Source organism: Hydrogenophaga sp. 2FB (assembly GCF_005503365.1).
In the GTDB taxonomy this organism is placed as follows: Bacteria; Pseudomonadota; Gammaproteobacteria; order Burkholderiales; family Burkholderiaceae_C; genus Hydrogenophaga.
Genome location: NZ_SCML01000001.1, coordinates 72,377 through 83,214 on the forward strand (window position 1 = coordinate 72,377; position 10,838 = coordinate 83,214).

8 protein-coding genes are annotated in these 10,838 nt (G+C 68.6%); 6 read left to right on the forward strand and 2 right to left on the reverse strand.

The genetic code is table 11. The annotated features are described in order from the left end of the window. Positions 1-122: 122 nt before the first annotated feature. On the reverse strand, positions 123-1,352 hold the full coding sequence (gene gltS, locus FFS09_RS00400; protein WP_137916887.1) for a sodium/glutamate symporter: 1,230 nt from the start codon (positions 1,350-1,352) through the stop codon (positions 123-125). A 39-nt stretch (positions 1,353-1,391) separates the two neighbouring features. Beyond that, positions 1,392-2,777, reverse strand: a complete 1,386-nt coding sequence (fumC, locus tag FFS09_RS00405) for a class II fumarate hydratase (RefSeq protein WP_137916888.1) — start codon at positions 2,775-2,777, stop codon at positions 1,392-1,394. 158 nt (positions 2,778-2,935) lie between these two features. On the opposite strand from fumC, the gene acuI reads away from it, so the two are divergent. From acuI to FFS09_RS00435, 6 genes are all read left to right on the forward strand, one after another. Beyond that, positions 2,936-3,919 carry an acrylyl-CoA reductase (NADPH) gene (acuI, locus tag FFS09_RS00410; protein WP_137916889.1) on the forward strand — a complete coding sequence of 328 codons (984 nt, stop codon included), beginning with the start codon at positions 2,936-2,938 and terminating at the stop codon, positions 3,917-3,919. A gap of 10 nt (positions 3,920-3,929) precedes the next feature. Continuing rightward, entirely contained in the window at positions 3,930-6,068 is a 2,139-nt protein-coding gene (locus tag FFS09_RS00415) for an acetate--CoA ligase family protein (RefSeq protein WP_137916890.1), read from the forward strand. A gap of 21 nt (positions 6,069-6,089) precedes the next feature. Further along, a complete protein-coding gene (locus FFS09_RS00420; protein WP_137916891.1) occupies positions 6,090-6,929 on the forward strand; it encodes an enoyl-CoA hydratase/isomerase family protein in 840 nt (279 codons plus the stop codon). A 61-nt stretch (positions 6,930-6,990) separates the two neighbouring features. Next, positions 6,991-8,001 (forward strand): Bug family tripartite tricarboxylate transporter substrate binding protein, encoded by a 1,011-nt coding sequence (locus FFS09_RS00425; RefSeq protein ID WP_137916892.1) that lies wholly within the window; start codon positions 6,991-6,993, stop codon positions 7,999-8,001. 17 nt (positions 8,002-8,018) lie between these two features. Next, on the forward strand, positions 8,019-9,566 hold the full coding sequence (locus FFS09_RS00430; protein WP_137916893.1) for an acetolactate synthase large subunit: 1,548 nt from the start codon (positions 8,019-8,021) through the stop codon (positions 9,564-9,566). A 65-nt stretch (positions 9,567-9,631) separates the two neighbouring features. Further along, on the forward strand, positions 9,632-10,564 hold the full coding sequence (locus FFS09_RS00435; protein ID WP_137916894.1) for a LysR family transcriptional regulator: 933 nt from the start codon (positions 9,632-9,634) through the stop codon (positions 10,562-10,564). The last annotated feature ends 274 nt before the right edge of the window (positions 10,565-10,838 follow it).

Genomic DNA, 10,838 nt, shown 5'->3' on the forward strand with positions numbered 1-10,838 from the left:
CTGGCGATCACGGCCACGTTTGAACGCGACCCACTGCCCACCGTTGTTGGCCGCCTGCGCACGGTCTGGGTTGCGTTGCCACTCCCACTGGAAACGGGACAGCCAGCTCCCGGTTGATCCACTCAACGCGCCAGCAGGCCGATCACCAGCGCGTTGACCAGATCGATGAAGAACCCGCACACCAGCGGCACGACGATGAACGCGCGCGGCGCGGCGCCATGGGTTCGCACCACGGCGCTCATGTTGGCGATCGCCGTTGCGGTCGAGCCCAGCACGACACCGCCAAAGCCCGCGCAGACGACCGCCGCTTCGTAGTTGCGCCCCATGCAGCGAAACACCACGAACGCGGTGAAGGCCACGGCCAGGGCCACCTGCAGCGCCATCGCGGTGGCCATGAAACCCAGCACCGGGCCCAGCTCCCACAGACGCAAGCCCATCAGCGCCATGGTGAGGAACAGGCCCAGGCTGATGTCGGACATCAGCGCCACACCCAGCCGCATGCGGGGCCAGTTCCACAAACGGCCGCCGTTCGGTCTCAACCACTGCCCCACATTGCGCAGAACAATGCCCGCCATGAGGCAGCCCACGAACGCCGGCAGTTTCAGCCCGGTCAGTGCCACCAGACTGTTCAGGCCGCTGCCCAGCAGCAGCGCCAGGTTGAGCCAGAGCAGCGCGAGCAGCACGCCGTGGTAGTCCAGCCGCAGGTGGTCCTCGTCCTGGTAGCGCGTGCCGACCTCCACGTCGGCCGTGCCCGACGGCACGGTGCCGTGCCGCCGCATCAGCCAGGCCGCCACGGGGCCGCCCACCAGGCAAGCCGCGACCATACCGAGCATGCTGGCGGCCACGCCGAGTTCACCGGCGTTCGCAATGCCCAGCGTCTCCACGAAATACGGCGTCCAGGCCACGGTGGTGCCGAGGCCGCCGACGAGCGCGATCGAGCCGGTCATGAGGCCCGCGCGCGGGTCGAGGCCAAACGCCTCGGCCACCGCCATGCCCAGGCCGTTCTGCAGCAGCATGAACACGATGGCCAGGGCCAGCAACACCACCATGGGCCTGCCGCCTTCGCGCAGCGTGCGCACTTCGGTGTTCAGGCCAATGGCGGCGAAGAAATACAGCAGCAGCATGTCGCGCGCGCCCAGCTCGAACACGATGCGCAGGTCGAACGCGACATGGAGGCCGCACACCACCAGCGCGCAAAACATGCCGCCCACCACCGCCTCGGGAATGTTGTAGCGCTGCAGCCAGCCGTACCGTTGCGTGAGGCCCTTGCCGATGAAGAGCAGCAGGATGGCCAGGGTGAAGCTGGTGAACGGCTCAACGTTGAAAGACGAGCCCCAGGGTAGCGAGATCATGGCGCCGATGGTAGCGGGCAACGCCACGCCGCCTTCGGCCTATCGACCCGTCATCTTCTCCGGCACCACCCATTCGTCGAATTGCTCGCCCGTCACGTGGCCCGATGCGAGCGCGGCTTCGCGCAGCGTGCTGCCCTCCTTGTGCGCCTTCTTCGCGATCTGCGCCGCCTTGTCGTAGCCGATGTGCGTGTTCAGCGCGGTCACCAGCATCAGCGAACGCTCCACCAGCTCGGTGATGCGCGCGCGGTTGGGTTCGATGCCCACGGCGCAGTGGTCGTTGAAGCTCTTCATGCCGTCGGCCAGCAGGCGCACGCTCTGCAGGAAGTTGTGCGACACCATCGGGCGGAACACGTTGAGTTCGAAGTTGCCCGAGGCGCCGCCAAAGTTGATCGCCACGTCGTTGCCGAACACCTGCGCGGCCAGCATGGTGACGGCCTCGCTCTGCGTCGGGTTGACCTTGCCGGGCATGATCGACGAGCCCGGTTCGTTCTCGGGAATGCTGAGTTCGCCGATGCCGCTGCGCGGGCCGCTGGCGAGCCAGCGCACGTCGTTGGCGATCTTCATCATGCTGGCGGCCAGCGTCTTGAGCGCGCCGTGCGCGTGCACCAGCGCATCCACCGAAGCCATGGCCTCGAATTTGTTCGGCGCAGTCACGAAGGGCAAGTCCGTGAGCCGGGCCAGTTCGGCCGCGACCTGCTCCGCATAACCCTTGGGCGCGTTCAGGCCCGTGCCGACCGCCGTGCCGCCCAGCGCGAGTTCGCACAGATGCGGCAATGCGGCGCGCACATGCGCTTCGCCGTGGGCCAATTGCGCGACCCAACCCGAGAACTCCTGCCCCAGCGTGAGCGGCGTGGCGTCCTGCAGATGGGTGCGGCCGATCTTCACGATGTCGTCGAAGTCATGCGCCTTCTTGGCCAGCGTGCCGCGCAGCAGCGCAATGGCCGGCAGTAGCCGGCGTGTGATCGCCTCCACCGCAGCCACGTGCATGGCGGTGGGGAACACGTCGTTGCTCGACTGGCTGCGGTTCACGTCGTCGTTCGGGTGCACCAGGCGCCCTTCCCCACGCTCGCCACCGAGCAGTTCGCTGGCGCGGTTGGCCAGCACCTCGTTGACGTTCATGTTGGTCTGCGTGCCCGAGCCGGTCTGCCAGACCACCAGCGGGAACTCGACCTCGTGGTCACCGGCGATCACCTCGTCGGCCGCCGCCACGATGGCCTTCGTCTTCTTCTCGTCCTGCAGCCCCAGCGCGTGGTTGACCACGGCCGACGCGCGCTTGACCTGCGCCAGCGCGCGGATCATCTCGCGCGGCTGGCGCTCGCCGGAGATGTCGAAGTTCTGCAGCGAACGCTGCGTCTGCGCGCCCCAGAGGCGATCTGCCGGCACGTCGATCGGGCCGAAGGTGTCTTTTTCAGTGCGGGTTTTCATGGTGGTCGATGACAGGTTGAAAAGTTGTCTCAGACAAGAAGAACCGTTCTCGAAACGAGAACACATATGCGCAAAAACGGCGCTTGCGATGACACAAGGCCGGTTTTAGATTGCGCTCCACGGCAGGAATGTCCTGCGATTGAAAAGGAGCCCATACAGTGTCTCAGGCCATCGTCCTCACGCAAGAGCACGGGAATGTCCATGCCGCCATCAGGCGCATCGACGACTCGGAGCTGCCCCCCGCCGATACCCGCTTGCGCATCGAATTCTCGTCGCTGAACTACAAGGACGCCCTGGCCATCGCGCGGGGCGATCCGGTGGTCCGCGCCTGGCCCATGGTGCCGGGCATCGATGGCGCGGGTGTCGTCGAACACAGCGAGCACCCCGCCCTGCGCGTGGGCGATCGCGTCATCCTCAACGGCTGGGGCGTGGGCGAGAAGCATTGGGGGTGCCTGGCGCAGAAGGCGTCCGTCATGGGCGACTGGCTGGTGCCGCTGCCGCCCGGGCTCGACAGCCGCAGCGCGATGGCGCTCGGCACCGCCGGCTACACCGCCATGCTGTGCGTGATGAAGCTCGAAGACCATGGCCTGCGGCCCTCGGATGGCGAGGTGCTGGTGACCGGGGCCGCGGGCGGGGTGGGCAGCGTGGCGATCGCGCTGCTGGCCGGCCGCGGCTTCAAGGTGGTGGCCAGCACGGGCCGCCCCGAAGAAGCGGCATACCTGAAGGCCATGGGCGCGTGCGACGTGATCGATCGCGCCTCTTTGTCTTCCCCCGGCAAGCCCCTCGGCCGCGAGCGGTGGGCCGGCGTGGTCGATTCCGTGGGCAGCCACACGCTGGCCAACGCCTGCGCCACCACCCGCTACGGCGGCGTCGTGGCGGCCTGTGGCCTCGCGCAGGGCATGGACCTCTCGCAGACGGTGGCGCCGTTCATCTTGCGCGGTGTGACGCTGGCCGGGGTCGATTCGGTCATGGCGCCGCGGGAACTGCGTCTGCGCGCCTGGTCGCGCCTGGCCGATGAAATGGACCGCGCTTTGCTGGCCTCGCTGTCGCAGACCATCGGGCTGCGCGACGCCATCGGGCTCGCCCCGCAGTTGCTCGCGGGCAAGGTGCGGGGCCGTGTGGTGGTGAACGTCCATGAATGAGCACCCCACCATGGCATCCAGCACCCTGCAGCCCTTGCTGAATCCCGCGTCGGTCGCGGTGGTCGGCGTTTCATCCCGTGCCGATGCGCTCGGCAACCGCGTGTTGCGCAACCTCGCGCGTGCCGGCTACGGCGGCACGGTGTATGGCGTGCATCCGCGCGAGACGCAGGCCGAAGGTGTGGCCTGTTTCGCCAGCCTCGACGCGGTCCCGTCCACGCCGGATTGCGTGGCGATCGCGGTGTCGGCGGACAAGGTCTTGCCCGTGCTCGAGCAGGCGGCGGCGCGGGGCGCCCGGGCCGCCGTGGTGTTTGCCAGCGGTTTTTCGGAGGTCGGCGAGCAGGGCCGCCGGCTCCAGGCCTCGCTGGCGTCCTTCTGCGAGCGCTCCGGCATGCTGGTTTGCGGGCCGAACGTGTTGGGGGTGCGAAACCTGCACGCGAACTTCGCCTTGTACAGCGCCCCGCTGCCGGCCAACCCCGTGCGGGGCGGCATCGCCATCGCGGCGCACTCGGGCTCCGCCTGCGTGGCCCTGAGCAGCACGGGCCGTTTCGGGCTGAGCAACGTCGTGTCCGTCGGCAACGCCGCCTCGCTGGACGTGGACGACTACCTCGCGCATTTCGCCGCCGACCCGAACACCCGCATGGCCTGCCTCTTTCTCGAGGCCATTCGCCGCCCGGAACGCCTGGCGCAGGCCGCCCAGCTCATGCGCGCCGCGGGCAAGCCCGTGGTCGCGCTGAAAGTGGGACGCACCGCGACGGGTGCGGCGGCATCGGCCGCGCACACGGGCTCCTTGGCGAGCTCCCATGCCGCCACCAGCGAATTCCTGCGGCAGGCCGGCATCGCCGTGGTGAACGATCTGGACGAACTGGTGGAGGCCTGCGCGCTGTTCAGCACCGTGCGCGTGCCACCCCGGGGCGACGGCTTGGCCGTCATCAACATCAGCGGCGGCGAGGTGGCGCTGACCTGCGACCTCGCCCATGAAGCGGGCATTCGATTCGCCGATCTCGGTGCGTCGACCCACGAGGCGCTCAGGGCCACGCTGCCAGGCTATGCAACGCCCGCCAACCCCCTGGACGCCACGAGCGCCGCGCTGGCAGACCCCGCGATGTACGCCAGCGCCATGCACGCCTTGCTCCAGGACCCCGACGTGTCGGTGCTCGCGGTGTCCCAGGACTGCCCCGCCGGCCTGAGCGAGGGCGCGGCGCTGGGCTACCGCAAGCTGGCCGAGGTCACACGCGAGGTCAGCGCAACGGCCACCAAGCCCATCGTGTTCTACAGCAACGTGGCCGGCCCCCTGCACCCCGTCACCATCGAGCCCCTGCAAGGCAGCACCGTTGCGGTGCTGCAGGGCGCCAGGACGGCGCTGGCCGCCCTTCGCGCGCTGGTGGACTGGCACCGCGGCCCGCCCGCGCACCACGAACAGCCCGAGCGCATGCAGCCCCATCAGAAATGGCACCAGCGGCTGTCGACCGGCGTGGCGCTGTCGGAACACGAAGCCAAGCGATTCCTGGACGAGCATGGCATCCGCATCACCCGGGAACAGCTGGCGATCACCGCCGACGAGGCCGCTCGGGCGGCGCAAGCCATCGGGTTTCCCGTGGTCGCCAAGATCCACTCGGCGGACATCGCCCATAAAAGCGAAGCCGGCGGCATCGCCCTGAACCTGACGTCGACCGAGCAGGTCGCGGCCGCCTTCGACCGGATACTGGCCTCGGCGCGCCAGTACGCGCCGCAGGCCCGGCTCGACGGCGTGGTCGTTCAGGAGATGGTCAGCGGCGGCATCGAAATGATCGTGGGGACCGCCCAGCATCCGCCCTTCGGCCGCGGCGTGGTGGTGGGCGCTGGCGGGGTGCTGGTCGAGCTGATGCACGACAGCGCGTTTGCGCTCGCGCCGCTGAACGCCGAACGCGCCCGTTCGCTGGTCCAGCAGACCCGCGCCGCGCGCCTGCTCGCGGGATTCCGCGGCGCGCCACCGGCCGACGCGCGCGCCTTCGAAGACATCGTCGTGCGCGTGAGCCAGATCTGCGAAGCCTACGCCGACGTGATCGAAGCCATGGACCTCAACCCCGTGGCCGTCCTCCCCCAGGGGCGGGGCGCGTGCGCCCTGGATGCCCTCATCGTTCCCAAGTCCCCCGTCTCCACCACCCACTAACTTTCTTCAATGACGCACCACATGAACGCCTCCCCGAACCCCCACGCCTACCACTGCATCCGGCTCGACATCGACCGCTGGGTGGCCACCATCACACTGGCCATGCCCGAGAAGATGAACGCGCTCGGCGACGACATCCTGCTGGAGATCCAGCATGCGATGGACCGGCTCGAAGCCGACCAGAACATCCGGGCCGTGGTCATCACCGGCGCCGGCCGTGCCTTCAGTTCGGGCTTCGATCTCTCGCCGCGCGAGAAGCCCTTCACCACCGTTCAGGACTGGCGCGAACACGCGCGCATGGGCAACGACACCTGCCTGAAGATCTGGCGTTCGCGGTTGCCCGTCATCGCCGCGGTGAACGGCTTTTGCCTGGGCGGTGGCTGCGAACTCTCGATGGTCTGCGACATCACGCTGGCCGCCGACGATGCGCAGTTCGGGGAACCGGAAATCCAGTTCCAGTCCGCCCCACCGCTGGCCATCATGCCCTGGGTCCTGGGCATGAAGAAGACCAAGGAACTCATGTTGACCGGTGAGCGCCTGAGCGCGCACGAAGCCGAGCGCGTGGGCCTGGTGAACCGCGTCGTGCCTGCGGCGCAACTGCTCGACGCGGCGCGCCAGCTCGCGTTCAAGTTCGCCATGATCGCGCCCTCGGCGATGCAGATGAACAAGCAGTGCATCAACCGCAGCTACGAAATCCGCGGCTTCCAGGCCGCGATGGATGCGGGCGCGGAAACCTTCGCGCTGATCCACCTGCTGGACTCCGAGGAAAAGCGCGAGTTCTTCGACCGTGCCGCCCAGGATGGGTTGAAAGCCGCCTTCAAGTGGCGCGACGAGCGCTTCTCGGCGCCCGCCGCGTCCTGACACCTTCAACCACCCCAGCCGAACCGACCGGATCGATCCACCGCCACAGGAGAAAAGCTTCATGAACACCCAAGATGCCGCCCTCGCCGGTGCGCCGTCCACAGGACGTCGCCAGTTCCTTGCCTTCGCGCTGACCAGCACCGTGTGTGCCTCGGGCTGGGCGCAAGGCGACGCATGGCCCAACCGACCCCTACGGATCATCGTGTCCTGGCCGCCGGGTGGCAGCGCGGACACCACGGCCCGGCTGGTGGCCGATCGGCTCGCGCGCCGATTGGGCCAGCCGGTGATCGTCGAAAACCGCCCTGGTGCCGGCGGCAAGATCGGCACGCAGGCCGTGGCGCGCGCCGAGCCCGATGGCTACACGCTGCTGCTCGGCGCGCCCTCGGAAATCACCATCGCGCCGGCCACGACCCGCTCGCTGGCCTACGACCCGGTCAAGGACCTTCAGCCGATCTCCACACTCGTCAGCGGCGCCTACATGATCGTCGCGAGCCCGCGCTTCGCACCCAACACCGTGGCGGAGCTGGTCGCCCATGCCAAACACAGCGCCACGCCGATCAACTACGCGTCCTACGGCAACAACACGACGAACCACCTGTATGGCGAGCAGTTCAACCACCTGACCGGCATCACCGCTGCGCACGTCGCCTACAAAGGCGGCGCCCCCGCGTGGACCGACCTGATGACCGGCCAGGTGCAGTTCATGTTCGAGAACGCCGCACTGGCCATGCCGCTGGTCAAGGCGGGGCGCATGAAGGCGCTGGCAATGCTCACGCCCGAGCGCATCGCCCTGGCGCCCGAGGTGCCCACGATGACCGAAGCGGGTTATCCCGGGATGGGCATGAAGTCCTGGTTGGGTCTGTTCGCGCCCGCCGGCACACCCCGCCCCATCGTCAACCGCCTGCACACCGAGGTGGCCGCGGTGCTCGCCTCGCCCGACGTCATCAGGCAGTTCGAGGAACGGGGCGCGCCCGCCAGCAGCAGCACACCCGACGAGTTCCAGAAACTGGTGCGCAACGAGATCGATACCTGGAGAGGCCTGGTGACCAAGCTCGGCCTGAAGCTGGATTGAGCCACGCCGAGCCCCGCATGAATGGCGCCGCCGCGCTCATCCACACCTTGGTGGCGGCCGGTGTCGACACCTGTTTCGCCAACCCCGGCACCAGCGAAATGCACTTCGTGGCGGCACTGGACCGCGTGCCCGGCATGGTGGCGGTGCCCACGCTGGCCGAGGGCGTTGCCACCGGCGCGGCCGACGGCTATGGCCGCATCGCGCAGAAGCCCGCCGCCACCTTGCTGCACTGCGGACCCGGACTGGCCAATGGCCTGGCCAACCTGCACAACGCGAAGAAGGCCGGCACGCCGATCGTGAACCTGATCGGCGACCAGGCCCACGGCCACCGGCCGCTCGATCCGCCACTGGCCGCCGAAACCGAGAACCTCGCGCGCACGGTCTCCGCCTGGACCCGCACCTGCCTGGACGTGCACGCCGTGGGATCGGATGCGGCCACGGCCGTCGCCATGGCCAAGGCCCAAGGCGGCCGCATCGCGAGCCTGATCCTGCCCTCCGACGTCTGCTGGCAAGACGGCGCGGTGCCCTCACCCGCCGTCGCGGAGGTGCCACGCGGTCGGATCGATGACGCGCGCATCGATCGGATCGCGTCGCTGCTGGCCCTCGCCGACGCCCGGACCGTGTTGCTGCTGGGCGGCGAAGCGCTGCACGGGCGTGGCCTCGCGGCCGCCGGGCGCATTGCGCAGAAAACCGGCGTGCGCCTCATGACGAACACGTCCATCCGCAAGCTGGCCCGTGGACGCGGGAGGCCCGAGGTGCAGCGCATTCCTTACGGCGTCGAACCGGCGGTGCAATCGCTGGCGGACACGACGCACCTCGTGCTGGCCGGTGCGCGCCGCCCGGTGCTCGCCTTCGCCGGACCGAGCGGGCCGGCCCGGCCAGAGCCCGAAGGCGTTTCGATCCCGTTACTGGCCACGCCCGAGCAGGACATCGAGGACGCGCTGGAGCGCTTGGCCGAGCGGCTGGGATGCCCGGTCAGCGGACCATGGCCGAGCGCAGGCGACCGACCAAGCGCCGCCACCGGCGCGGTGACACCCCAGGCGTTCGCGGCGTCGCTGGCGGCCTTGCTGCCGGACGGCGCGATCGTGGTCGACGAAGGCGTGACCTTCGGGCGCGACGCCTTCAGCGGCACCGCGCACGCCGCGCCCCACGACTGGCTGTCCCTCACGGGCGGCGCCATTGGCTCCGGCATCCCCATGGCCACCGGCGCGGCCATGGCGGGCCAGGGGCGCCGCGTGGTGAACCTGCAGGCCGACGGCTCCGCGCTCTACACCGTTCAAGGCCTGTGGACACAAGCCCGCGCCCGCCTGGACGTCACCACCCTCATCTTCTCGAACCGGCGCTATGCGATCCTGTTCAACGAAATGCAGCGGGTCCATGCCGTCCCGGGTGCGCAGAGCGCCGCCTTGCTGTCGCTCGACGCACCGGCCCTGGACTGGGTCCGCATCGCCCAGGGCTTTGGGGTGGAAGCCGCGCGGGTGGACAGCATGGCGGACTTCAACCGGCTCTTCGAGCGCTCCGTTCGCACCCCCGGGCCGTTTCTCATCGAGCTGATGGTCCCGTGATCGCCCGCGCCTTGCGCCAGTAGACTTCGAGACCCGTCGGTCCACCGAAGCGCTCAGGAGTCACCGTGTCCCGCGACGCCTTCATCCCGCTGAAACACCCACTGCCGCTGCGCTACTTCCATGAGGTCGCGCGGGCGGGTTCGTTTCGCAAGGCGTCGGACCAGATCCACGTGGCCGCCTCGGCCATCAACCGCCACGTCAAGCAGCTCGAAGAAGAAATGGGCACGCCGCTGTTCGAGCGGGGCCGAGGGCGCGACGGGCTTCGGCTGACGGCCGCCGGCGAAATTCTGCTCTACCGGCTCAAGCGCGCCATGGCCGAACTGGGGGCGGCGAGAACCGAGGTGAACTCGCTGCTCGGGCTCGACCGGGGAACCATCAACCTGGGCGTCAACGAGGGCATGTGGCGCGAGCTTCTGCCCACGGTGCTGACCGCCTTCCGCGCATCGCATCCAGGGATCGACTACCACGTCGTGGTCGGCAATTCGCCACGCCTCATCGAGATGCTGCTCGCGGACGAAATCGACTTCGCGCTGGCCTTCAACCCCCAGCCCAGCCCCAACGTCACCTTTGCCATTCGCCACCAGGTCGGCGCCTGTGTGATGGTGCAGAAAACGCACCCGCTGGCGTCCCGGCGCACGGTGCGTTTGCGCGATTGCGCCGAGTTCGAACTGGTGATGCCCGACGACTCGCTGGCCTTGCGCGCGGTACTGGACCGCATGTTCATGCAGGCCGGCATCGCCCCTCGCGTGGTGATGACCACCAACTCCTACGAGGTCATGCGCACGGCGGCGGAAACGGGCATTGGCATCGCCATCCTGACGCAGCGTGTGCTGAGCACGTCGTCCCGGCGTTCGCCGGTTGTCTTCGTGCCCTTGGTGGACACCGACATCCAACCCCAGCTCATCGCTTGCTGCACAAGAACCGGCCGCGCGCTGTCGACGGCCAGCATGGCGATGATCGCCGAGGTGGAAAACGCCTACCACGCGGCGCACCCCTAAGGGCCCCGCCAGCGGCGATCGGCCGGCACACCAATGGGCCCCGAGCGGGTCCTTTTCGATGCGTGGCTTCATGGGTTTTCCTTGCGGGGGATTCCCCATGAATGGCGCCAACCGCGCGATATGTCACGCGAAAATTTACAAAATGTCGCAATTCACACAGGTTCTGCTAGATTCGCCCGGCGCTATAGGGAGGCAGCGACCCACCGGCAACTTCAGCGTGGGACAGGACTGAGCGCATACCGTGCCATCCGTTTCATTGGCGAGTGGTGCTACC

Excerpts from the sequence above, each read along its gene's own strand:
- gltS (WP_137916887.1), bottom strand. The coding sequence starts at position 1,352 with ATGATCTCGCTACCCTGGGGCTCGTCTTTCAACGTTGAGCCGTTCACC.
- fumC (WP_137916888.1), bottom strand. The coding sequence starts at position 2,777 with ATGAAAACCCGCACTGAAAAAGACACCTTCGGCCCGATCGACGTGCCG.
- FFS09_RS00415 (WP_137916890.1), top strand. The coding sequence starts at position 3,930 with ATGGCATCCAGCACCCTGCAGCCCTTGCTGAATCCCGCGTCGGTCGCG.
- FFS09_RS00420 (WP_137916891.1), top strand. The coding sequence starts at position 6,090 with ATGAACGCCTCCCCGAACCCCCACGCCTACCACTGCATCCGGCTCGAC.
- FFS09_RS00425 (WP_137916892.1), top strand. The coding sequence starts at position 6,991 with ATGAACACCCAAGATGCCGCCCTCGCCGGTGCGCCGTCCACAGGACGT.
- FFS09_RS00430 (WP_137916893.1), top strand. The coding sequence starts at position 8,019 with ATGAATGGCGCCGCCGCGCTCATCCACACCTTGGTGGCGGCCGGTGTC.